General features: G+C 74.3%; 18 protein-coding genes. 7 read left to right on the forward strand and 11 right to left on the reverse strand.

Annotation, left to right across the window (positions count from 1 at the left end; genetic code table 11):
- Positions 1 to 49: 49 nt before the first annotated feature.
- From ACFZAU_RS17845 to ACFZAU_RS17860, 4 genes are all read left to right on the forward strand, one after another.
- Positions 50 to 1273 carry an arginine deiminase gene (locus ACFZAU_RS17845; RefSeq protein ID WP_500552907.1) on the forward strand — a complete coding sequence of 408 codons (1224 nt, stop codon included), beginning with the start codon at positions 50 to 52 and terminating at the stop codon, positions 1271 to 1273.
- A gap of 161 nt (positions 1274 to 1434) precedes the next feature.
- A complete protein-coding gene (gene argF / locus ACFZAU_RS17850) occupies positions 1435 to 2439 on the forward strand; it encodes an ornithine carbamoyltransferase (RefSeq protein ID WP_500552908.1) in 1005 nt (334 codons plus the stop codon).
- Between the two features lie 99 nt (positions 2440 to 2538).
- Positions 2539 to 3366, forward strand: coding sequence for an enoyl-CoA hydratase family protein (locus ACFZAU_RS17855; RefSeq protein WP_500552909.1), 828 nt, complete (start codon positions 2539 to 2541; stop codon positions 3364 to 3366).
- Positions 3367 to 3368: 2 nt separating this feature from the next.
- Complete coding sequence (locus tag ACFZAU_RS17860) at positions 3369 to 5636, forward strand: bifunctional salicylyl-CoA 5-hydroxylase/oxidoreductase (protein WP_500552910.1); 2268 nt, start codon at positions 3369 to 3371, stop codon at positions 5634 to 5636.
- An 18-nt stretch (positions 5637 to 5654) separates the two neighbouring features.
- On the opposite strand, the gene ACFZAU_RS17865 is transcribed toward ACFZAU_RS17860, so the two are convergent.
- The 3 genes from ACFZAU_RS17865 to ACFZAU_RS17875 all read right to left on the reverse strand — a co-directional run bounded on the left by ACFZAU_RS17865 (position 5655) and on the right by ACFZAU_RS17875 (position 8752).
- Positions 5655 to 6236 carry a Uma2 family endonuclease gene (locus tag ACFZAU_RS17865; protein ID WP_500552911.1) on the reverse strand — a complete coding sequence of 194 codons (582 nt, stop codon included), beginning with the start codon at positions 6234 to 6236 and terminating at the stop codon, positions 5655 to 5657.
- An 82-nt stretch (positions 6237 to 6318) separates the two neighbouring features.
- On the reverse strand, positions 6319 to 7143 hold the full coding sequence (locus ACFZAU_RS17870; RefSeq protein WP_500552912.1) for a PaaX family transcriptional regulator: 825 nt from the start codon (positions 7141 to 7143) through the stop codon (positions 6319 to 6321).
- Between the two features lie 4 nt (positions 7144 to 7147).
- On the reverse strand, positions 7148 to 8752 hold the full coding sequence (locus tag ACFZAU_RS17875; RefSeq protein ID WP_500552913.1) for an AMP-binding protein: 1605 nt from the start codon (positions 8750 to 8752) through the stop codon (positions 7148 to 7150).
- Positions 8753 to 8847: 95 nt separating this feature from the next.
- Between ACFZAU_RS17875 and ACFZAU_RS17880 the strand changes: the two genes are divergently transcribed.
- Both ACFZAU_RS17880 and ACFZAU_RS17885 read left to right on the forward strand, forming a co-directional pair.
- Positions 8848 to 9954, forward strand: a complete 1107-nt coding sequence (locus tag ACFZAU_RS17880) for an acyl-CoA dehydrogenase family protein (RefSeq protein ID WP_500552914.1) — start codon at positions 8848 to 8850, stop codon at positions 9952 to 9954.
- The gene (locus ACFZAU_RS17885) at positions 9951 to 10349 is read left to right on the forward strand and encodes a RidA family protein (RefSeq protein WP_500552915.1); all 399 of its coding nucleotides are present in this window, start codon (positions 9951 to 9953) and stop codon (positions 10347 to 10349) included. Before ACFZAU_RS17880 ends, ACFZAU_RS17885 begins: the two co-directional genes overlap by 4 nt.
- A 162-nt stretch (positions 10350 to 10511) precedes the next feature.
- On the opposite strand, the gene ACFZAU_RS17890 is transcribed toward ACFZAU_RS17885, so the two are convergent.
- From ACFZAU_RS17890 to ACFZAU_RS17925, 8 genes are all read right to left on the reverse strand, one after another.
- Complete coding sequence (locus ACFZAU_RS17890) at positions 10512 to 11747, reverse strand: RNA polymerase sigma factor (RefSeq protein ID WP_500552916.1); 1236 nt, start codon at positions 11745 to 11747, stop codon at positions 10512 to 10514.
- 8 nt (positions 11748 to 11755) lie between these two features.
- The gene (locus ACFZAU_RS17895; RefSeq protein WP_500552917.1) at positions 11756 to 12109 is read right to left on the reverse strand and encodes a YciI family protein; all 354 of its coding nucleotides are present in this window, start codon (positions 12107 to 12109) and stop codon (positions 11756 to 11758) included.
- A gap of 143 nt (positions 12110 to 12252) precedes the next feature.
- Complete coding sequence (locus ACFZAU_RS17900; protein WP_500552918.1) at positions 12253 to 15174, reverse strand: hypothetical protein; 2922 nt, start codon at positions 15172 to 15174, stop codon at positions 12253 to 12255.
- The gene (locus ACFZAU_RS17905) at positions 15174 to 17018 is read right to left on the reverse strand and encodes an HSP90 family protein (protein WP_500552919.1); all 1845 of its coding nucleotides are present in this window, start codon (positions 17016 to 17018) and stop codon (positions 15174 to 15176) included. Before ACFZAU_RS17905 ends, ACFZAU_RS17900 begins: the two co-directional genes overlap by 1 nt.
- 72 nt (positions 17019 to 17090) lie before the next feature.
- Positions 17091 to 18113 (reverse strand): hypothetical protein, encoded by a 1023-nt coding sequence (locus tag ACFZAU_RS17910; RefSeq protein ID WP_500552920.1) that lies wholly within the window; start codon positions 18111 to 18113, stop codon positions 17091 to 17093.
- 123 nt (positions 18114 to 18236) lie between these two features.
- The gene (locus ACFZAU_RS17915) at positions 18237 to 19766 is read right to left on the reverse strand and encodes a UDP-N-acetylglucosamine 1-carboxyvinyltransferase (RefSeq protein WP_499601757.1); all 1530 of its coding nucleotides are present in this window, start codon (positions 19764 to 19766) and stop codon (positions 18237 to 18239) included.
- Positions 19767 to 19780: 14 nt separating this feature from the next.
- Positions 19781 to 20281, reverse strand: coding sequence for a methylated-DNA--[protein]-cysteine S-methyltransferase (locus tag ACFZAU_RS17920; RefSeq protein WP_500552921.1), 501 nt, complete (start codon positions 20279 to 20281; stop codon positions 19781 to 19783).
- Positions 20282 to 20290: 9 nt separating this feature from the next.
- A complete protein-coding gene (locus ACFZAU_RS17925; RefSeq protein ID WP_500552922.1) occupies positions 20291 to 21781 on the reverse strand; it encodes an AlkA N-terminal domain-containing protein in 1491 nt (496 codons plus the stop codon).
- Positions 21782 to 21915: 134 nt separating this feature from the next.
- Here ACFZAU_RS17925 and ACFZAU_RS17930 point away from each other — a divergent pair, with 134 nt between their 5' ends.
- Complete coding sequence (locus ACFZAU_RS17930; protein WP_500552923.1) at positions 21916 to 22743, forward strand: isocitrate lyase/PEP mutase family protein; 828 nt, start codon at positions 21916 to 21918, stop codon at positions 22741 to 22743.
- The last annotated feature ends 189 nt before the right edge of the window (positions 22744 to 22932 follow it).

Below are 22932 nucleotides of genomic sequence, written 5' to 3' on the forward strand. Positions count from 1 at the left end.
CCGCCCCTCCCTGGCGGTAAACCCCTGCCAAGTGGGAATGTCTAGCTCCATGGCATTCCATGTGGACTCCGAGGCCGGGCGGCTGCACCGCGTCATCCTCCACCGCCCCGACCTGGAGCTGAAAAGGCTCACGCCGTCGAACAAGGACGCCCTGCTCTTCGACGACGTCCTGTGGGTGCGCCGGGCGCGTGCCGAGCACGACGGCTTCGCCGACGTGCTGCGCGACCGGGGCGTGGCCGTGCACCTCTTCGGTGACCTGCTGCGGGAGACGCTGGACCTGCCCGAGGCGCGGCGCATGGTGCTGGACCGGGTGTTCGACGAGAAGGAGTACGGCCCGGTGGTCACCGACCACCTGCGCGCCGCCTTCGACGAGCTGTCCGCGGCCGAGCTGACCGAGGCGCTGGTCGGCGGCATGACCAAGCGGGAGTTCCTTAGCCGGTTCGCCGAGCCCACCTCGGTCCGCTTCCACGTGATGGACCTGGACGACTTCCTGGTCGACCCGCTGCCCAACCACATCTTCACCCGGGACACCTCGGCCTGGGTCTACGACGGGGTCAGCATCAACGCGATGCGCTGGCCGGCCCGCTGGCACGAGACGATCCACTACGAGGCGATCTACCGCCACCACCCGCTCTTCGCGGGCGGCTCCTTCCACGTGTGGTCCGAGGGACAGGCGGCCTACCCGTCCACCATCGAGGGCGGCGACGTCCTGGTGATCGGCAACGGCGCCGTCCTCATCGGCATGAGCGAGCGCACCACCCCACAGGCCGTGGAGATGCTGGCCCAGCGGCTGTTCAACGCGGGCTCGGCGACCACGATCGTGGCCCTGGACATGCCCAAGCGCCGTGCCTTCATGCACCTGGACACCGTGATGACCATGGTCGACGGCGACACCTTCACCAAGTACGCGGGCCTCGGGATGCTGCGCTCGTACACCATCGAGCCCGGCGCGGGGGAGCGTGACCTCAAGGTCACCGACCACCCGCCGGAGCACATGCACCGGGCGATCGCCGCGGCCCTCGGCCTGGACGACATCCGCGTGCTCACCGCGACGCAGGACGTCCACTCCGCCGAGCGCGAGCAGTGGGACGACGGCTGCAACGTCCTCGCCCTGGAGCCGGGCGTCGTGCTGGCCTACGAGCGCAACGTCACCACCAACACCTTCCTGCGCAAGCGCGGCATCGAGGTCATAGAGATCCCCGGGAGCGAGCTGGGGCGGGGCCGCGGCGGCCCGCGCTGCATGAGCTGCCCCATCGAGCGGGACCCGGTGTGACGGACGGACGGGGGGCGCGGACGGAGGGGGGCCGGGACGGGGACGGACGGCCGGGACCAGGGGTCGCTGGGGCTGTATAAGGATGCGGCAATTCGTATATACTTCCATGGCCCCGGCGCACTCATGTTCGGCACCCGGCCGACCCCGACCTAGGAGCCCCCATGGCCATCGACCTCACGGGCCGCCACTTCCTCAAGGAGCTGGACTTCGCCCCCGAGGAGTTCCGCGGGCTGGTGGAGCTGGCCGCCGAACTGAAGGCGGCCAAGAAGGCGGGCGCCGAGGTCCGGCGGCTCACGGGCCGGAACATCGCCCTGATCTTCGCCAAGACCTCCACCCGCACCCGGTGCGCCTTCGAGGTCGCCGCGGCCGACCAGGGCGCCTCCACCACCTACCTGGACCCGGCCGGCTCCCAGCTCGGCCACAAGGAGTCGGTCAAGGACACCGCCCGGGTGCTCGGCCGGATGTTCGACGGCATCGAGTACCGCGGAACGGGCCAGGAGGTCGTCGAGGAACTGGCCGCCCACGCCGGGGTGCCGGTGTGGAACGGCCTCACCGACCAGTGGCACCCGACCCAGATGCTCGCCGACGTGCTCACCATGGCCGAGCACTCCGCCGCCCCGCTGGAGGAGACCGCCTACGCCTACCTCGGCGACGCCCGCTCCAACATGGGCAACTCGCTGCTGGTCACCGGCGCCCTCCTCGGCATGGACGTACGCATCGTCGCCCCCGAGCGGCTGTGGCCGGACGACTCCGTCGTCGCCGAGGCCCGGCGCCTGGCCGAGGCGAGCGGCGCCCGCGTCACCCTCACCGAGGACGTCACCGAGGGCGTCGCGGGCGCGCGGTTCGTCCACACCGACGTCTGGGTGTCGATGGGCGAGCCCGCCGAGGTCTGGGACGAGCGCATCGCGATGCTGAAGCCGTACGCCGTGACCGCGGACGTGCTGCGGGCCACCGGCCGCGCCGACGCGAAGTTCATGCACTGCCTGCCCGCCTTCCACGACCTCGGCACGACCCTGGCCCGGGAGATCCACGAACGGCACGGGCTGACCTCGCTGGAGGTCACCGACGAGGTCTTCGAATCGGCGCGGTCCATCGTCTTCGACCAGGCCGAGAACCGGATGCACACCATCAAGGCCGTGCTCGTCGCCACGCTGGGAGGCGCGTGAGGCGCCGCGCGTATCGCGCACTCGTGACGGCGGTCACGAAGGAGTGATAACTTCGCGGTGTTGGCAAGCCTGCCTCCCCCGTGAAGGAGGACGTGCCCCATGAGCCCCTACCGAGGCTCCGCAGGCCGTACCGAGGAATGGCGGCACCTGCGGGTCGAGCGCGCGGACGGCGTCGTCACCGTCACCCTCGACCGCCCCGACAAGCTCAACGCGCTCACCTTCGGCGCCTACGCCGATCTGCGCGACCTGCTCACCGAACTGCCGCACCACGGCGACACCCGCGTGCTGGTGCTCGCCGGGGCGGGCCGCGGCTTCTGCTCCGGCGGGGACGTCGACGAGATCATCGGCGCCACCCTCGCCATGGGCGCCGGTCAGCTCCTGGACTTCACACGCATGACCGGACAGGTCGTCCGTGCCATCCGCGAGGCCCCCTTCCCCGTCGTCGCCGCCGTCCACGGCGTCGCGGCGGGCGCCGGCTCCGTCATCGCGCTGGCCTCCGACTTCCGGATCGTCGAGCGCTCGGCCCGCTTCGCCTTCCTCTTCACCAAGGTCGGCCTCGCCGGCGCCGACATGGGCGCCGCCTACCTGCTGCCGCGCATCGTCGGGCTCGGCCACGCCACCCGGCTGCTGATGCTCGGCGACACCCTGGGCGCCGAGGAGGCCGACCGCATCGGCCTCGTCAGCGAACTCGTCGACGACGGCACGGCGGACGCGAGCGCCGCCGCCCTCGCCAAACGCCTGGCCGCGGGCCCCGCGCTGGCGTACGCACAGACCAAGGCGCTGCTCACCGCGGAGCTCGACATGCCGCTCGCCGCCGCCGTGGAGATGGACGCCGCGACCCAGGCGCTCCTGATGACCAGCGAGGACTACGCCGAGTTCCACGCGGCGTTCACCGGGAAGCGCAGCCCCAACTGGAAGGGCCGGTAGCCGTGCGGGTGGCCATCATCGGCGGCGGCCCCGGCGGGCTCTACGCCGCCGCGCTGCTCAAGCGACTCGACCCGGAACGCGAGGTCACCGTCTGGGAGCGCGGCGCGCCCGAGGACACCTTCGGCTTCGGCGTCGTGCTCTCCGACGAGACGCTCGGCGGCATCGAGCACGCCGACCCGGTCGTCTTCCGGGCCCTGCAACGGGAGTTCACCCGCTGGGACGACATCGACGTGCACCACCGCGGGCGCGCCGTCACCTCCGGCGGCCACGGCTTCGCGGCGGTGGACCGGCGCACGCTGCTGGCGATCCTCCACGACCGCTGCCGCGACCTCGGCGTGCGCGTCCGCACCCGCGAACTCGCCCCGGCCGCCGAACAGCTGGCCCGCGACCACGACCTCGTCGTCGCCGCCGACGGCGCGGGCAGCGCCACCCGCGGCGCCCACGCCGCCGTCTTCCGGCCCACCCTCACCGGGCACCGCTGCCGCTACATCTGGCTCGCCACCGACCTCGCCCTGGACGCCTTCCGCTTCGAGATCGCCGAGACCGAACACGGCGTGATGCAGGCCCACGGCTACCCGTTCCGGCCGGACGGGAGCACCTTCATCGTCGAGATGCACGAGGACGTCTGGCGGCGCGCCGGCCTGGACCGGCTGGACGAGGCCGAGTCGATCGCCCGCTGCGAGAAGATCTTCGCCGACGCCCTGCACGGCCACAATCTGCGCGGCAACCGCTCCCGGTGGATCGCCTTCACCACCGTCGTCAACGAGCGCTGGCGGCACGGGAACATCGTGCTGCTCGGCGACGCGGCGCACACCGCGCACTTCTCCATCGGCTCCGGCACCAAGCTCGCCATGGAGGACGCCCTCGCCCTCGCCGCCTGCCTGCACGAACAGCCCGGCGTGCCCGAGGCGCTCGCCGCCTACGAGGCCGAGCGCAAGCCCGTGGTCGCCAGCACGCAGCGTGCCGCGCGGGCCAGCCTGGAGTGGTTCGAGCACCTGGAGCAGTACGCCGCCCAGCCGCCCCGGCAGTTCGCCTTCAACCTGCTCACCCGCAGCCGCCGGGTCACCCACGACAACCTGCGGCTGCGCGACGCGGACTTCACCGCCTCGGTGGAGCGGGAGTTCGGCACCGGTCCCGGCACCCCGCCCATGTTCACCCCCTTCACCCTGCGCGGCCTGACGCTGCGCAACCGGGTCGTCGTCTCGCCGATGGACATGTACTCCGCCACCGACGGCACCCCCGGCGACTTCCACCTCGTCCACCTCGGCGCCCGCGCCCTCGGCGGCGCGGGCCTGGTCATGACCGAGATGGTCTGCGTCAGCCCGGAGGGCCGGATCACCCCGGGCTGCGCGGGACTGTGGAACGACGGGCACGAGGCCGCCTGGCGCCGTGTCGCCGACTTCGTGCACGCCCGGCCCGGCGCCGCCATCGGCCTCCAGCTCGGCCACAGCGGCCGCAAGGGCTCCACCCGGCTGATGTGGGAGGGCATCGACCAGCCGCTCCCCGAGGGCAACTGGCCGCTCGCCGCCCCCTCCCCGCTGCCGTACCACCCCCACGTCAGCCAGGTCCCGCACACCCTGGACACCGCCGGGCTCGCCGCGATCCGCGAGCAGTTCGCCGCCTCCGCCGCGCGCGGTGCCCGCGCCGGGTTCGACCTGCTGGAACTGCACTGCGCCCACGGCTACCTGCTGTCGTCCTTCCTCTCGCCGCTCACCAACCGGCGCACCGACGCCTACGGCCGCGACCTGGCCGGACGGCTCCGCTTCCCGCTGGAGGTCTTCGACGCCGTCCGCGAGGTGTGGCCCGACGACCGCCCGATGACCGTCCGCATCTCCGCCACCGACTGGGCCGAGGGCGGCACGACCGCGGACGACGCGGTGGAGATCGCCAGGGCCTTCGCCGCCCACGGCGCCGACGCCATCGACGTCTCCACCGGCCAGGTGGTCCCCGACGAGGCCCCCGACTTCGGCCGCTCCTACCAGACCCCCTACGCCGACCGGATCCGCAACGAACTCGGCGTGCCCGTCATCGCGGTCGGCGCCATCTCCTCTTGGGACGACGTCAACTCCCTGATCCTCGCCGGCCGCGCCGACCTGTGCGCGCTCGCCCGGCCCCACCTCTACGACCCCAACTGGACCCTCCACGCCGCGGCGGAACAGGGCTACTCCGGCCCCGGCGCCCCCTGGCCGCTCCCGTACCAGGCCGGCAGCCGCCGCCCGCCCACGGGCCGCACCGACGCACCCCGGCCCCGGCTCACGCTGGACGTGTGAGGCGCCCTTGGGCGCGGGTCAGGCGAAGAGGGAGGTGTCGAGGGCGAACGCGAACGGTTCGGGGAGGTCGAGTTCCTTGCCGAACAGCACCCGCACGTCCTGCCGGTAGTCCTCGGCGTCCGGCTCGCTGTACAGAGTGACGGTGCCCTCGGTGCGGTCCACCAGCAGGTAGAAGGGGATGCCGGCAGCCGCGTAGCCGCGCCGTTTCGGGCCGCGGTCCTTGTCCGGGCGGGAGGACGTCACCTCGACGGTCATGACGACGCCATCCGCGTCTGCCCACGAGTCGAGACCACGGAAGAAACCCCGGGGAGCCACCGAGGCGTCGGGGACGAATCGGCCGAGCGGGGTGATGAGCCCCTTGGTGCCCACGCCGTACAGCTCTGCGGCGGACTTCCTGGCGATCTGCCAGAGCAGTTCGCCGACGGCGTCCTCGTGGTCTCCGTCGGGCGGCGGGGTCACGACGATCTCCCCCTCGATCAGCTCGGCGCGGTACCCCTCGGGCACCGTGAGGTCGAGGAAGGCGGCGAGCACGGCGTCGCCGCCGGAGCCCGAGCGTTCGGTCGCGGGCAGTGCCATCTCGCGTACCTCCTCGATCGTCATGGTTCCGCTCCGACGTGGTCAGGTTATGCCCCGCCGGGTGGCATGGGCGTACATCCTTCCAACGATCACCCGGGGAGGCCGGTCACGCCGCGGGGTCGGCGGAGCGCGCGAACTGCGCGCCCGCGTCGTGCAGCCGGGCGTGCAGGCCCTCGAAGACCGCCGCCGCGCGGCCGCCGGGCCAGCCGGAGGGGAGGAGGGTGGGCGGCAGGCCCGGGTCGGCGTAGGGGAGCCGGCGCCAGGAGTCGAGGGCGCGCAGGTAGTCGGCGAAGGCCTCCTGCGGCGGGGTCGTACGGCGGGCCGCCCAGGCGTGCAGCACGGGCTCGTGGGCGTCGAGGAAGGCGAGGTGGCGCTTGGCGACGGCGTCCAGGTCCCACCAGCGGCGCACGGCCGCGGCGGTCGGCTCGAAGCCGTCGTGGGTGCCGGTGAAGAGGTCGACGTAGCCCTCCAGGCCGAGCCGGCGCAGGGTGTGCCCGGCCTCCTCGTGGAGGCGGGCGGGCGCGATCCACACGCCCGGCGCGGCCGTTCCGAAGCCCAGGCGGGCCAGGCGGGAGCGGAGCAGGTGCCGCTTGTTGCGCTCGCTCTCCGGTACGGAGAAGACGGCGAGCACCCACTGCCGGTCCTCCGTTGCGCCGGCCGGGTGACCGTAGATGCGCCGGTCGCCGTCGGCGAGCAGTTGCCGGGCGTCCTCGGACAGCGCGTAGCCGGCGGCGCCGCCGACCCGGTCGGGCTCCAGCAGGCCGCGGCGCTTGAGCCGGGAGACCGCCGAGCGCACCGACTGCGGGTCCACGTCGACGGCGCCCATCAGCCGGATCAGCCCGGCGACGGGTATCCGCCCGTCCCAGCCGTCGGCCCGGCCGTAGGCGCCGAAGAAGGTCAGGATCAGTGAACTGGGGGTGTGCTCGGTCACGCGATCACTGTAGGTCGCGCAGCCGGAAGCGCTGCAGCTTCCCCGTGGGCGTGCGGGGCAGGGCGTCGAGGAAGACGACCTCGCGCGGGCACTTGTAGCTCGCGATCTCCTCCCGGGTGAAGGAGCGCAGCGCCTCGACCGTGTGCTCGTCGCGCGGCGGGCCGTCCCGCAGCACGACGAAGGCCCGCACGATCTGGCCGCGCTGCTCGTCCGGCACGCCGATGACCGCCGCCTCCCGCACGTCGGGGTGGCGCAGCAGCGCCTCCTCGACCTCGGGGCCCGCGATGTTGTACCCCGACGAGATGATCATGTCGTCGGCGCGGGCCACGTAGCGGAAGTAGCCGTCGGCCTCGCGCACATAGGTGTCGCCGGTGATGTTCCAGCCGTCCCGCACGTATTCCCGCTGCCGCTCGTCGGCCAGGTAGCGGCAGCCCGTGGGGCCGCGCACCGCCAGCAGCCCCGGTTCGCCGTCCGGTACGGGGGAGAGCGTCAGGGGATCGACGACCCGGGCCTGGTAGCCCGGCACCGGCAGGCCCGTGGTGCCCGGGCGGATCACGTCGTCGGCGGCGGAGATGAAGATGTGCAGCAGCTCCGTCGCCCCTATGCCGTTGATGATCCGCAGCCCCGTCGACTCGTACCAGGCGTGCCAGGTCGACTCGGGGAGGTTCTCGCCCGCCGACACGCAGCGGCGCAGCGAGGACAGGTCCCTGGAGCCGTGCGAGGCGAGTATGGCCCGGTACGCGGTGGGCGCGGTGAACAGCACCGTCACCCCGTGCTCCGCGACGGCCCGGGCGAGCTGCTCGGGCCCGGCCTGCTCGAGGAGCAGCGCCGACGCCCCCACGCGCAGCGGGAAGACGACCAGGCCGCCCAGCCCGAAGGTGAAGCCCAGCGGCGGGCTGCCGGCGAACACGTCCGCCGGGGTGGGGCGCAGTATGTGCGCCGAGAAGGTGTCGGCGATCGCCAGCACGTCCCGGTGGAAGTGCATGCAGCCCTTGGGCCGTCCGGTCGTGCCGGAGGTGAAGGCGATCAGCGCGACGTCGTCCGACGAGGTCTCCACCGCGGCGAAGGAGTCCGGCCGGCCGGCCGCGAGCCGCAGCAGGTCGTCCGGCGCCTCGCCGCCGTAGGTGGCGACGCGCAGCCCGGGCGCCTCGCACTTGGCGAGGTCGTCGAGCGCGCGGATGTCGCACAGCGCGTGCCGAACGGAGGCGATCTCGCAGATCGTCGCGAGTTCGTGCGGGCGGTGCGCCGCGAGCACCGTCACCGCGACCGCGCCCGCCTTCATGACGGCGAACCAGCAGGCCACCAGCCACGGTGTGGTGGGCCCGCGCAGCAGTACACGGTTGCCGGGCACCACTCCGAGGTCGTCGGTCAGCACGTGCGCGATGCGGTCGGAGGCGGCGCGCAGGTCGGCGTACGACCAGACCTCACCGTCCGGCGTCCGCAGGCAGGGCGCCTCGGGCCGTCCGGCGGCGAGGAGTTCGGTACCGCAGTTGAGCCGGTCCGGATAGGCCAGCTCGGGGAGGTCTCGGGTCAGGACGGGCCACTGGTCACGCGGCGGGAGGTGATCCCGCGGGAAAGTGTCCACGTGTGCTGACGGCAGCAGGTCCATGGCGGGTTCGCCCCTCGTTGGGCCCTGGTTGCGGACGGATTCAGCGTAACGTGTTTGTGACGGCAGTCAACGGTACGCGATACGGGAGGTGCCGCGTGGCATCGTTCGCGCTCGACCCGGAACAACTCAAGTGGTGTGCGCAGGTGCGCGATTGGGCCGCCGAACGGCTCCGGCCGCTGGCGGCGGCCGGTGAGCCCGGGCGGGTCAACCGCCCGCTGCTCACCGCCCTCGGCGAACTCGGGCTGCTGGCCCGCCTCTTCCCCGGCACCGCCCTCGAGCTGTGCCTGCTGAGGGAGTCCCTGGCCCGCGAGTGCACCGAGGCCGAGACCGCGCTCGCCCTGCAGGGGCTGGGCGCCCACCCCCTGCTGGAGTCCCCGGAACTGGCCGCCCGCTGGATCCCGCGGGTTGTCTCCGGAGAGGCCGTCGCGGCCTTGGCGCTCACCGAACCGGGCGCCGGCTCCGACGCCGCCGCCCTCGAACTGGCGGCGGAGCCCGCACCCGGCGGCGGCTGGCGGCTCACCGGCGAGAAGTGCTGGATCTCCAACGCCCCCGAGGCCGACCTCTACACGGTCTTCGCCCGGACCACCCCCGGCGCCGGTGCCCGCGGCGTCACCGCCTTCGCGGTCCCCGCCGACCGCCCGGGCCTGACCGGCGAACCCCTCGACATGCTCTCCCCGCACCCCATCGGGCGGCTGCGCCTCGACGCCGTACCGGTCGGCGAGCAGGACGTGATCGGCGAGGTCGACCGGGGCTTCCGGGTCGCCATGACCACCCTCAACCGCTTCCGGCCGAGCGTCGGCGCCTTCGCGGTCGGCATGGCGCAGGCCGCCCTCGACGCGGCCACCGCCCACGCCGCCTCCCGTACCGCCTTCGGCGCGCCCCTGAAGGAGCTCCAGGCCGTCTCGCACACCCTCGCCGAGATGGCCACCCGCACCGAGGCCGCCCGTCTGCTGGTCTACGCCGCCGCCGAGGCCTACGACTCCGGCGCCGCGGGGACCGCCCGCAGCTCCGCCATGGCCAAGCTCTTCGCCACCGAGACCGCCCAGTACGCGGTCGACTCCGCCGTGCAGATCCACGGGGCCCGCGCCCTGGAGCGCGGTCACCTCCTCGAGCACCTCTACCGCGAGGTCCGCGCACCGCGTATCTACGAAGGCGCCACCGAAGTCCAGCGGTCGATCATCGCCAAGGAGCTCTTCGCATGACCCTCAACCGGATCAACCCGCCCGAGCTCTCCCCGCCCACCGGTTTCAGCCACGCCGTCACCGCCACCGGCCGCACCCTCGTCCTCCTCGCGGGCCAGACCGCGCTGGACTCCGGGGGCAAGGTCGTCGGGGACACGCTCCCCGCCCAGTTCGAGCACGCGTTGATCAACCTGCTGACCGCCCTCCAGGCCGCCGGCGGCACCCCCGCCGACCTCGCCCGGCTCACCGTCCACACCACGGACGTCGCCGCCTACCGCGACCACGCCCCCGAACTCGGCCGCATCTGGCGCGCCCTGGCCGGCCGCGACTACCCGGCGATGGCGGTCATCGGCATCACCCGCCTGTGGGACGAGGAGGCCATGGTCGAACTCGACGGGCTCGCCATGCTGACCTGATGCACAGTCAGGAGGTGTCCGGGCTGCGAGGCCGCGGACCCTGCGCGCGGCCGTGCGTTCCGGCGCGGCGCCGTGCCGGCGCCAACCGGGCGTTGTGCCGGGCCCGCCCCGTAGCGGCGGAGGTGGACGTCCGCTCGGCCCCCGAAGGCCCCCGCGGGGCCGTCACTTCGGGGTGCCGAGCGCCGCACGTCTGCGCCGCAGGAAGTCGCGTTCGGCCTGGTTCTCGGTGCGGGCGGCCGCGGCGTCGTAGGCCTGCGCGGCCTCGGCCGTGCGGCCCAGGCGGCGCAGCAGGTCGGCGCGGACGGCGTGGAACGCGGGGTAGCCCGCCAGGGGGAGGCCGTCGACGGAGGCGAGCGCGGTGGCAGGGCCCTCGACCTCGGCGAGGGCGACGGCCCGGTTGAGGGTGACCACGGGGCCCGGTGCCAGGGCCGTCAACCGGTCGTAGAGGGCGAGGACCTGCTGCCAGTCCGTCTCGGCGGCGGACGGGGCGTCGCTGTGCACGGCGCTGATCGCCGCCTGGACCTGGTACGGCCCGGGCCGGCCCCGGCGCAGGCAGCGGCGGACCAGTTCCTGCCCCTCCGCGACCAGGTCCCGGTCCCACAGGGCGCGGTCCTGCTCGGCCAGCGGCACCGCGGCGCCGTCCGGGCCGGTACGGGCCGGGCGGCGCGACTGGGCCAGCAGCATCAGGGCGAGCAGCCCCAGCGCCTCGGGCTCGTCGGGCATGAGCCCGGCCAGCAGCCGGCCCAGGCGGATCGCCTCGGCGCACAGCTCCTCGCGGACCAGCCGGTCCCCGGAGCCGGGCAGGTAGCCCTCGTTGAAGACCAGGTACACCACCGCCAGCACCGCGCCGAGCCGTTCCGGCAGATCGGCCTCGTCCGGGACGCGGTACGGGATCCGGGCGTCGCGGATCTTGCCCTTCGCCCTGACCAGCCGCTGCGCCATGGTGCTCTCCGGGACGAGGAAGGCCCGGGCGATCTCGGCGGTGGTCAGGCCGCCCAGCAGCCGGAGCGTCAGCGCCACGCGCGCGGCCGGGGCGAGCGCGGGATGGCAGCAGGTGAAGAGCAGACGGAGCCGTTCGTCCCGCACGGGGCCCTCCTCGCCGCTTTCGTGGACGTCGTGGACGTCTTGCGGCAGGGCCGCCCGGGCCTGCCGGTCCTCGCGGGACGCCTCGCGGCGCAGCCGGTCGATCGCGCGGTTGCGGGCGGTGGTGACGATCCAGCCGGCCGGGCTCGGCGGCGGGCCCGTCCGCGGCCACCGCTCCACGGCCGTGGTGAAGGCCTCCTGGACCGCCTCCTCCGCGAGGTCGATGTCGCCGAAGCGGCGGACCAGGACGGCGACCGCGCGCCCGTACTCCTCGCGGAAGATCCGCTCGACCTCGGGCGCGCCCGGCTCCGGCACGCCGACCGTCAGTCCTCGACCTCGTGCGCGAAGGGCCGGACCTCGATGGGCAGCGTGGTCGCCCGCGCCAGCCTGCGCCCCCACTCCAGCGCGGCGTCGAGATCGGCCGCCTTCACGATCGTGAAGCCGCCGAGGTACTCCTTGCTCTCCAGGAACGGCCCGTCGGTGACGAGGACCTCCCCCTCCCGCGGCCGCAGCACCGTGGCGGTGTCCGGGGCGTTCAGCCCCGCCCCGAAGACCCAGGCCCCGGCCTCCTTCATCTGCCGGTTGAGGACCTCGACATCGGCCATGATCCGGGCCAGGTCCTCGGGTGGCGGCGGGGTCCCCTCGGGCTGGTACACGCTGAGCAGGTAGTGCTTCATGTCGGCCGTCCTCGCTCTCCGGGCCGGCCCTGCGCCGGCGTTCCACCCTCTACACGAACGGCGACCGCCCGGATCGACACCCGCGCGCCCCGGTTCCGGGGGAGGGGGCGCCGAGGGCGGTCGCCACGTTCGTACCACGGGTGTCAGCCCTGGCGGCGTGAGGACACCTCCTCGCCGACCCGGGAGAGGATCGCGGCCGCCTGGTCGAGGCCCGCCTCGCGGCAGCGGGTGATCGCGGCGCGCAGCCGCGCGAGGGCGGCGTCCGGCCGCTGCAGTCCGTTCGCCTCGACCAGGGCGGCGACCCGGACGGCCTCGGCGCGCGGCGCCTCGCCCCGCGGCCCGCCCTCGTCGTGGGCGGCGATCGCCCGCTCCAGTTCGGCGAGTGCCTCGGCGAAGCGCCCGGCGCCGGCGTAGGCCCGGCCGCGCTGGTAGTGCGTGGCGCCGGTCTCGTACCAGAGGGCGATGTCCTCGTCCTCGCCGGTCACGGCCGCCAGCAGCTCGTCGGCCTCGCGCAGGTGGCCCAGTGCCTTCTCCAGGCCCTCGGCGCCCTCGGCCGACACCGCGTGCGCCGCGAAGTCCCGCATCATCTCCGCCACGGCGTGCGGGTTCGGGCCCTTCCCGTGCGAGGCGACCGCGCGGTCGTAGGCGGAGCGCGCCGCGTCCTCACGGCCGGCCGCCAGCAGGGCGGTGGCGGCCTCGGCGGCGGCGAGCGTGTGCGTGACCTGCTCCTCCCACGACTCGACGGCGTCGGCCAGCAGCAGGAACTGCTCGGCGCTCGCGCGGTGCTCCGCCAGTTCCCGCAGGCCCCGCGCCAGCAGCAGCCGGGCCTGCGCCAGGGCGCGTTCGTCCATGCCGGCCGCGGCCTCGTCCGTGACCAGCGACTCCAGCACGGCGACGGCGTCCGCCGGGCGGTCGGCGCGCACGAGGACGTCTGCCAGCTCCACCCGCATCTCGGCGGCGCCGGAGGCCTCGCCCTCGCGGTCCAGCCGCGCCGCGCCGTCGGACAGGTGACGTACGGCGGCGCCCAGGTTGCCCGCGTGGTCGGCGGCGTGGCCGAGCAGCGCGTAGGTGCGCGCCACCGGGAACGCGGTGTCGCCGTGGGCGCGGGCCGAGGCCAGCGCGCCGTGGAACTGCTCCATCGCGTCCTCGGGGCGGTGCTGCTGCAGCAGCACCTGGCCGAGCAGCCCCCGCGGACGCGTCGCACGCCAGGGGGTCCCGGCCGCCTCCACGACCCGCAGCACGCTCCGCAGCTCCTGCTCGGCGCGGTCCAGGTCACCGGTGCGGGCCGCGAGGTCGGCCGCGTACACGCGGGTGTTGACCGTGCGCTCCGGCGCGCCGAGCCGCTCCGACTCGGCCACGGCCTCGGCGACGGCGGTCTCGAAGCGCTCGCGCAGCTCCGCCGGGACGTCCGGCAGCGCGGCCATCGCCTCGGTGTGCGCGAGGTAGGCACGGCACTGCAGCACGACGAACCAGGCGCGCAGGACCCCGGGGGTGGCGGGGCTCGCGTCCACCAGCGCACGGGCCTCGGCGAGCACTGCGTCCAGCTCCGCCCGGCCCTCGTCGGCCTCCGGGCCGGGCTCCACGCCGACCGATGCCAGCCGTGCCCGGGCGGTCAGCACGCGCTCGGGCATGCCGGCGACGGCGAACAGCTCCCGTGCCTCGGTGAGCGCGGCCCTGACCGCCGCCTTGTCCTCGTCCTCCATGGCCGCGAAGGCGCGGTGCTCGGCCAGTTCGCCCCGCAGCCGCTCCTCCGGGCCCAGCCGCGGGTCGTGGACGTGGTCCCCGGCCCCGGCGCGCTCGGCGACCAGGTGCCACAGCTCCTCGTCACCGGGACGGCCCGCGTCGGCCAGCTCGCGTGCCCTCTCCACCAGTTCGACGAAGTCCTCGGGCACCTCCCGGGCGGACACGGCCTGGGTAGGTGCCGTCACCGCGGGCGTGCCCTCCGGGGACGACGGTACGGTCGCGGTGCGCAGACCCAGCGGCAGCGGCTCGGCGAGCGGCGGGCGCCGGTCCAGCCGGGCCCGGCGTCGCTCGCCCACGGTGCCGGTGCCGTTGCGCCGGTCGAAGGCCGCGGCCAGGGCGTCGCCCTGCTCGTGGACGTGGTCCAGCAGCTCCCGCGCCGTCCAGGTGCGCCCCAGCGGTCCGGCGACGGGGGTCGTGCCGTACCCCTGGTCGACCAGGCGCCGCGCCAGGACCTCGACGCCGGTCAGGAAACCGAGCAGCGACAGCGGGGCCCCGGCGGTGTCGAAGAGGGCGCGGTTCTCGGCGAGGATCTCCAGCGCCCGGCCCTCGTTGCCGGACAGCGCGCAGAACTCCACGTGCAGGCCTGCCTCCTCGGCCATCCCGACGCGGCCCCGGACGTGCCGGTAGCCGGTCAGGTGGTGGGAACGGGCCTCGTCGGTACGGCCGAGGCGCAGCAGCGGCAGCAGGGCGTGGGCCTGGGTGACCCAGGGCTCCTCCTCGCAGCTCTGGACGCCGCCGAGGACCGGTTCCCAGGTGCGCAGCGCTCCCTCCTCGTCGCCCGCGGCCAGGTGGTGCAGGCCCTGGTGCCGGGTCTCGCAGGCCAGGCAGTCGCTGAGCGGCTCACGGCGCCGGGTCACCCACAGGTCCCAGGCCGTCTCGACGTCCGCGCCGGTGTGCGCGGCGATGCGGTGCCGCATCGCCGCCACCGGCTGCCGGCCCTCACCGGCGGCGCGGTAGCGCTCGCCCATCTGGGAGACCCACCCGTCGACCGCCGCCAGCGGGACGTCCGGCACCTGGAGCAGCGAGGTCGTCACCCACTTGTGGCGCCACAGCACCTGGCGGGCCTCCCACTCGCTGAAGGAGCCGGGCACCTCCTCCCACAGCTTCAGGATCCGGGCGAAGACCACCGGGGACTTGCGGTGCTCGGCGGCGTACTCGTACGCCGACATGAGTTCGAGCAGCGCCGTGACGAGGACGTCCTTCTCCTCGAACTGCTCGGCCGCCTCGACCAGTTCCTCGGCGGTCACGGTGCGGGGCGTTCCGTAGGGGCGCTCGTTGTTCTCGCGGAGCGCCTCGAACACGGCCTCGGGGGTGTCCAGCATCAGTGCTCCTTGGCGTCCGGCCCGGACGCGGGGGTGTCCTGGTCGTGCATGGCGTGGGTGAGCAGGCCGATGAAGGCCCGGTTGAGCAGCGCGCTCTCCGAGGACTTCAGCGGCCTCCGGGTGAGCAGCAGCGCCTGCCCGTACAGGGCCTCGGCCGTGGTCAGCGCGAGCCCCCGCTCGGTGATGCCGGCGGCCCGGCGCACCAGCGGGTTGAGGTGGTTGAGGACGAGCTGGGCCCGCGGGGTCTCCGTGCGCAGCGAGCCCAGGATGTCCGCCCACAGCCCGTCGCTGCCCTCCGCGAGGCCGGCCCGGGTGCGCTCGTGGCGTGCCTCGCGGCTGTCCAGGAGCAGCGCGGGCGCCGTGACCGGCTGGAAGGCCCGCAGCACGACGTCGCAGTCGTACTGGCCGACGACCTCACGGGCGACCGCGAGGAACGCGGCGCCGGCGAGTTCGGCGGCCGAGTCGACGGGGTCGAGGTGGGCCGTCACGGTGGCCGGGTCCAGGTCGGTGACCGTGGTCCCGGGCCGGATCTCCGGCAGCCGGTGCACCAGGTCCCGGTCGTAGGTGTAGCCGCCGTTGACGACGCCGAGACCCGCCGCCGCGGCGATCGGGGCGACCTGCCGGAACTCGTCGACGTTGCGGGTCACCAGCACCGTGGGGTGGGCGCGGGCGAACTCCTCCAGCGTGACGTTGCCGTCGGTGGTCTCGAAGGGCAGCCACGGCAGCAGCATCCGCAGCAGCGCGTCGTCGTAGCGGGCCAGCGCCTTGACGGCCAGGTGGTGGCTGTCGATGAAGCGCTGCAGCAGCACCGGGTCGCTGGCGGCGAGCCCGGTCAGCCAGTCGCGGATGCGGGCGCCGAGGGCGTCGCGGACGGCGGCCAGCGTCTCGTCCTCGTACAGCGCCTCGCGTGAGGCCGTCGGGCGCAGGCTGGTGACGTCCACGACGCAGCGGACGAAGAAGGCCCACTCCGGGAGGAGTTCGGCGGCCCGGTCCGAGAGCAGCATGCCCTTGAGGTGCACCCGGTGCCCGGCCCGCTCCGACGGGTTGACGGCGGTCGGCAGCACGTAGGCCACACCGCGCAGCCCGGCGACGGGCAGGTCGAGGTCGATGGTGTCCAGCGGGGTGAAGCCGAACGTCGCGCGGCAGTGTTCGGCGAGCGCCTCGGCGCGGGCCAGCGGGGAACCGTGGCGGCGCTCCCACGGCGGGGTCTCGTTGACGGCGGTGCTCTCACCGCGCGGATCGACGACGGTGACCTCGTGCCGCAGCAGGCTGCCGTAGTGCCGGGCCAGCTGGGTCACCCGCTCGGGCTCCGTCCACTCGCGGGCGTCCGCCCGCGGGGTCAGCGTCACTCGGGTCCCCGGCTCGGGCAGCGCGTCGGCGGGGAGGGTGCGGATGGTGTAGCTGCCGTCCGAGCGGCCGCGCCACTCGACGGCCGGGGCGCCGGCCACGACCGCCGGGCGGCTGACGACGGTGATCTCGTCGGCCACCACGAAGCAGGCCAGCAGCCCGATGCCGAACTGGCCGATGAAGTCGCCGCGGGCGGCCTCGATCTCGCCGTCGGCGGCGCGCTTGGAGCTGCGCCCGATGGTGGCGAGGAAGGTGTGCACGTCGGCCTCGCTCAAGCCGACACCGGTGTCGGTGATGGTGAGCGTGTCACCGGTGCGCACGGTGATCCGGGCCGGTGCACCCGGCTGGACAGCCTGCCGGGCGGTGATCGCGTCGACGGCGTTCTGCAGCAGCTCGCGCAGGTAGACGCGGGGGCTGGAGTAGAGGTGGTGGGAGAGCAGGTCGACCAGGCCGCGCAGGTCGACCTGGAACGTGTGCGCTGACGGGGACTGGGACACCGAAGGGGCCTTCCGGGCGGTGCGCGGACGGGGATACGGGGCGCGGGACGGCTTGGGTCCGGCCTGGGACGGTCAGGGACGCCCCGAGCTTGACCGCAGCGTGCGGTAGGCCGCGACGGGGTCGCCACCGTTGAGGTACTCCCACGGGAACTCGGTGACGAGCCCGCCGGTGGCGGCGAAGGCCTCGGCGGCCGCCTTCTTCTCGCCGGCCAGGGCGAAGGCCATGGCGAAGACGTTGAGCGTCGCGACCGGGTCGAGGGCGCCCTGGTAGGCCGGGTTGCGGTAGGAGCGGTCCGCGGCCTCGTACAGCTCCTTCTCGACCTGGAGGCGGAGCATGTACGCGGTGTCGGCGCCGTGGTCCAGGTCGCCCCAGTGCTCCAGGTGCGCGATCGCGACCAGCACCCCCAGCTCGCTGCCCTCGGGGGCGGCGAGCATGGACTCCCGGGCGAAGGCGTGCATCTCCTCGTGCGAACCGCCCCACTTGCGGCACACCTGCTGCAACCGCTGCTGGTGCGCACCCAGGTGCAGCGGGGAGCGCCGTACGGTGGCCTCGAAGCGCAGCCGCGCGAGGTCCGGGCCGACCTGCAGCCCCCGTCCGCTCATCTGCAGGAAGTACCAGGGGGACGCCCAACCGGGTTCGAGCTCCGCGGCCCGGTACAGCAGGTCCTCGGCCACCGCGAGGCGTTCGTGGAACACCTGGAACTGCTCGCGCGAGACGTGCTGGGCGCGCAGCCCGGTCCGGGCCTCCCAGGCCCAGGTCACCTGGCGGGCACCCGCCACCAACTGCGCGAGCCCGGAGTCCGGCTCGGCCTCGACGACGGCGGGCATCCAGCCCTCCCAGCCGTCGACGTCCACCGTGTTCGCCACGAGCCAGCTGCGCTCGCGGTCGTCGGCCACCGCCGAGAGCCGCTCGCGGATCGCGGGCCAGTCCGCGGCGGCCGCGGCCGCGCGCAGAGCCGCGAGCCCCGGGTTCCCCCGTGCCGGGTCGAGCTTGGGCGACGGGCGTGGCGCCCACCGCCTCAGTGAGAACGCGGAGCTGCTCCGCGCCCTTGCGTCCACCGTCCCGTCTGCGGGACCACGTCGGACCGCCACCATGAAGACCCCCTCCTGGCCTGGCCGTTCCTCCCCCGAGGGCCATGATCCGCGGCCCGGAGCATGACTATCACGGCCACCTTGCGGGGGAGTAGCCGGTTTCCCTGCCAGGAGGGGCGGGAGGGGTCAGATGTCGCGGAACGTCTCGATCTGCGCCCCGATGGAGTTGAGCCGCTCGGCCAGCTCCTCGTAGCCGCGGTTGATCACGTACACGTTCCGCAGTACCGAGGTGCCCTCGGCGGCGAGCATCGCCAGCAGCGTCACCACGGCGGGCCGCAGCGCCGGCGGGCACATCATCTCGGCGGTGCGCCAGCGGGTCGGGCCCTCGACCAGCACCCGGTGCGGGTCCAGCAGCTTGACGTTGGCGCCGAGCCGGGTCAGTTCGGTGAGGTAGATGGCGCGGTTGTCGTAGACCCAGTCGTGGATCAGCGTGGAGCCCTGGGCCGTGGCGGCGATGGCCGCGAAGAAGGGCACGTTGTCGATGTTGAGGCCCGGGAAGGGCATCGGGTGGATCTTGTCGATGGGGGAGCGCAGCTTGGAGGGGCGCACGGTGAGGTCGATCAGCCGGGTGCGGCCGTTGTCGGCGGGGTACTCGGCCGAGCGCTCGTGGTCCAGCCCCATCTCCTCCAGGACCGCGAGCTCGATCTCCAGGAACTCCACCGGCACCCGGCGGATGGTCAGCTCGGACTCGGTGACCACGGCCGCGGCCAGCAGGCTCATGGCCTCCACCGGGTCCTCGGAGGGCGCGTAGTCCACGTCCCGGTCGATCTCCTTGACGCCGTGCACGGTCAGCGTGGTGGTGCCGATGCCGTCCACCCGCACCCCCAGCTCCTCCAGGAAGAAGCACAGGTCCTGGACCATGTAGTTCGAGCTGGCGTTGCGGATGACGGTCACGCCTTCGTGCCGGGCGGCCGCCAGGAGCGCGTTCTCGGTCACGGTGTCGCCGCGCTCGGTCAGCACGATCGGCCGCCGCGGGGCCACCGAGGGGGCGACCCGGGCGTGGTACATCCCGCTGGTCGCGGTCACGTCCAGCCCGAAGTGCCGCAGGGCGGTCATGTGCGGCTGGACGGTACGCGTGCCGAGGTCGCAGCCGCCCGCGTACGGGATGCGGAAGCGGTCGGTGCGGTGCATCAGCGGGCCGAGGAACATGATCACGCTGCGGGTGCGGCGGGCGGCGTCGGTGTCCATGGAGTCCAGCTCCAGGCGCGCGGGCGGGACGACCTCCAGGTCGTTGCCGTCGTTGATCCAGCGGGTGCGCACGCCGATGCTGTTCAGCACCTCCAGGATGCGGTAGACCTCCTCGATCCGCGCGACACGGCGCAGGGTGGTCCGCCCGGAGTTCAGCAGCGTGGCGCACAGCAGCGCCACGCACGCGTTCTTGCTGGTCTTGACGTCGATGGAGCCGGAGAGCCGGCGGCCGCCGACCACCCGCAGGTGCATGGGGCCCGCGTAGCCGAGGGAGACGATCTCGCTGTCGAGCGCTTCACCGATTCGGGCGATCATCTCAAGGCTGATGTTCTGATTCCCGCGTTCAATACGGTTCACCGCGCTCTGGCTGGTCCCCAGTGCCTCCGCCAGTTGCGCCTGGGTCCAGCCCCGGTGCTGGCGGGCGTCACGGATGAGCTTGCCGATGCGTGCGAGGTAGTCGTCTCCCATGGGGAGAGACTATCTCACATATGAGATGTCAACCCGAGCTCCAGGTCCAGGAGGTACCGCTTGCGCTCCAGCCCGCCCCCGTACCCGGTGAGGCTGCCGGACGCCCCGACCACCCGGTGGCAGGGCACGATGATGCCGACCGGGTTCCTCCCGTTGGCGAGCCCGACGGCGCGCGAGGCGCCGGGGCTGCCGAGCTCCTCGGCCAGCTGACCGTACGTCACGACCGTGCCGTACGGGATGGCCCGCAGGCCCGCCCAGACGCGCCGCTGGAAGGGGGTGCCGTGCAGGTCCAGCGGCAGGTCGAAGGCGGTCAACCCGCCCGTGAAGTAGGCGTGCAGCTGTTCGGCGGCACGCGCGAACGGGGACCCGGCCCGGTCGCGGCGCTCGCCGAAGGACTCCTCGGCCGGCCGGTGCCGCTGCGCGGTCATGTAGAGACCCGACAGGACGCCGTCCGTCGCGACCAGGGTGAGCGGCCCGACCGGGCTGTCGATCAAAGCATGTGTGCGAAGGGACATGAGTGCTCCTCAGGCCGGGTCGGCGGGCAGGACGTTCACGGGGTGGTCGCCGGTGGCCCACAGGTGCTGGACGGCGTACGCGCGCCACGGCCGCCAGGCGGCCGCGCGCCGCACGAGGGCCGCGGGGGTGGCCGGGAGGCCCAGTTTTCCCGCGGCCAGCCGTACACCCAAATCGGTGGCGGGGAAGGCGTCCGGGTCGCCGAGCGCCCTCATCGCGAGCACCTCGACCGACCACGGCCCGAGGCCCGGGAGTGCCGCGAGCTGCCGCCGCGCCTTCTCCCAGTCGCTGCCGACGTCCAGGTCGAGGCCGCCTTCGGTGAGCGCGGCGACCAGGGCGGTCAGCGTGGCCCGACGGGTGCGCGGCATCGCCAGGGACTGCGGGTCCAGGCCGGTGAGCGCCCACGGGGAGGGGAAGAGGTGGGTCAGCCCGCCCGCGGGGTCGGCGACGGGCTCGCCGTGCGCCGCCACCAGCCGGCCCGCCAGCGTACGCGCCGCGGCGGTCGACACCTGCTGCCCGAGCACCACGCGCACCGCGAACTCGGGCCCGTCCACCGTGCGCGGCACCCGGCGCCCGGGGGCCTTGTCCACGTACGGGGCGAGCAGCGGGTCCTCCCGGAGCAGCGCGTCGACGGCGACCGGGTCGGCGTCCAGGTCGAGCAGCCACCGGCAGCGGCTGATCGCGTGCGACAGGTCCCGCCAGTCGGTGAGGGAGAGCCGGCAGGCGACGTGGTCGGGCTCCGGCCGCAGGGCCACGACGCCGTGGCCGTGCGGGAGCCGCAGCGTGCGCCGGTAGGCGCCCTCCCGCCACTCCTCCACACCCGGTACGGCGGTCGCGGCCAGGTGCCCGAAGAGGTTGCCGGGGCACAGCGGCGCCCGGAAGGGCAGCCGCAGCGTCAGCGAGCCCGAGACGCCGTCGGCGGGGACGGGGTGCCGTCCCCGTGCCGCCCGGGTCCGCAGCTCGCTCGGGGTGAGGGCGAAGACCTCGCGCACGGTCTCGTTGAAGGCGCGGATGCTGCTGAACCCGGCGGCGAAGGCGACGTCGCCCATGGGCAGCGCCGAGGTCTCGATCAGCAGCCGGGCCGTCTGCGCCCGCTGCGCCCGGGCGAGGGCGAGGGGTCCCGCCCCGAGCTCGGCCCGCAGCTGGCGCTCGACCTGCCGGGTGCTGTAGCCGAGGCGCGCCGCCAGACCCGGCACGCCGTTCCGGTCGACGACCCCGTCGGCGATCAGGCGCATGGCGCGTGCCACCAGGTCCGCACGCTCGTTCCAGCGCGGGGAACCGGGGGTGGCGTCGGGCCGGCAGCGCTTGCAGGCGCGGAAGCCGGCCTGCTGGGCGGCGGCCGCACTCGGGTAGAAGCTCATGTTCTGCGGCTTGGGCGGCACCGCGGGGCAGCCGGGCCGGCAGTAGATGCGCGTGGTCAGCACCGCGGTGAAGAACCACCCGTCGAAACGGGAGTCCTTCGACTGCACGGCACGCACACAGCGCTCGAAGTCCTCATGCACATCCCCCAGCATCCGCGGCCCGCGCGGGCCGCGGCTAGCGAGAATCCGACATGGACGTACGGGGCGGCGGCCCGGGGACGTACGTGTCGGAAATCCGCCGGACCCCGCACCCCGGCGGTGCTGGACTTCTCTGCGTGACCAGCGAACTCAAGGCCAAGGCCGAACTCCTCCACTCCCTCCACGTCCCCGGGCGCCCGCTGCTGCTGGCCAACGCCTGGGACGCCGCGAGCGCCCGCGTCGCCGAGCGCGCCGGGGCAGCCGCCGTCGCCACCACCAGTTCCGGCGTCTCCTGGACCCTGGGCACCGCGGACGGCGACCACGTCGACCCCCGCCTCGCGCTGGAGCTGACCGCGCGGGTCGCGGCGGCCGTCTCCGTCCCGGTCAGCGCCGACGTCGAGGGCGGCTACGCGGCCGACCCCGAGGGCGTCGCGGAGACGGTGCGGGCGGTGCTGGCGGCGGGCGCGGTCGGCATCAACATCGAGGACTCCCACGACGGCGGCCCGGCCCCGCTGCGCGCCGTGGACGAGCAGGCCGCCCGCATCGCCGCAGCCCGCCGCGCGGCCGACGAGGCGGGGGTGCCGCTGTTCGTCCACGCCCGCACCGACACCTTCCTGCGGGGCGCCGGCGACCTGGGGGAGACCCTGGAGCGCGCCGCCGGCTACGTCGCGGCGGGCGCGGACGGCGTCTTCGTGCCCGGCGTCACCGACCCGGCCGTCGTCGCCGCCCTGGCCGAGGGCATCGACGCCCCGCTCGGCATCCTCGCCGGCCCCGGAGCGCCGCCGGTGTCCGTGCTGGCCGCGGCCGGCGCCGCGCGCGTCAGCCTCGGCAGCGCCGTAGCCGAGGCCGCCTACGCCCTCGTCGACCGCGCGGCCCGCGAGCTGCTCGCCACCGGCACGTACGCCTCCGTCGCGGGCGGCATCCCCTGGGGCGAGCTCAACGCCCTGATGCTCGCGGAGGGCTGACGGCGGCGCCCGCCACGGAACGGCTCCGCCCGGCCGTCCGGCCCCCGGCCCGTGCTCTCCACCCCCGGCGGAATGCCCGGGGGCGAAGAGCACGGGCCTCACGCGTTCCTCATGGGGTGGACATGGCTCCGCCCCCGGCCCGTCCTCGCCCGGTGCGGGCTTCAGCCGCTCTCACGGCGCGGCGCCGGC

The organism is Streptomyces sp. NPDC008238, assembly GCF_042956445.1.
In the GTDB taxonomy this organism is placed as follows: Bacteria; Actinomycetota; Actinomycetes; order Streptomycetales; family Streptomycetaceae; genus Actinacidiphila.